This is a genomic window from Citrobacter sp. EC_71 (assembly GCF_019584005.1).
In the GTDB taxonomy this organism is placed as follows: Bacteria; Pseudomonadota; Gammaproteobacteria; order Enterobacterales; family Enterobacteriaceae; genus Citrobacter; species Citrobacter werkmanii.
The window spans coordinates 1-343 of sequence record NZ_VDAY01000084.1 but is presented as its reverse complement, the minus strand read 5'-3'; the positions used below and the strand labels follow the sequence as shown (position 1 = coordinate 343).

The window sequence follows — 343 nt, the reverse complement described above, 5'->3', positions numbered from 1 at the left end:
TCCTCACTGGACTTCACCGTGGACACCACGCTGTCCGTTCCGACCCTCGATCTGGCGGAGGCGTCAGACAGCGGCAGCAGCGCGACCGACAATATCACCAACGACACCACGCCGGCGTTTACGCTGGGCAATATCGACGCCGACGTGACGGAGGTGCAGGTGCTGATTAACGGCACCGCCTATGCCGCCGTGCAGACGGACGGCACCTGGACCTTTACCGCGCCGGTCCTGGCAGACGGTGACTATACCGTGACGGTGCAGGTGACGGATGACGCCGGCAATACCGCGACCTCGGCGGCGCTGGCCATCACCGTGGACACCACCGTGGCGGCCCCGGTCATCA

General features: G+C 65.6%; 1 protein-coding gene. It reads left to right on the top strand.

Translation table 11 applies throughout. The annotated features are described in order from the left end of the window. Window positions 1–18 precede the first annotated feature (18 nt). The coding region (locus tag FHD02_RS24120) for an Ig-like domain-containing protein (RefSeq protein WP_220394390.1) at window positions 19–343 on the top strand (325 nt) is incomplete at its 3' end.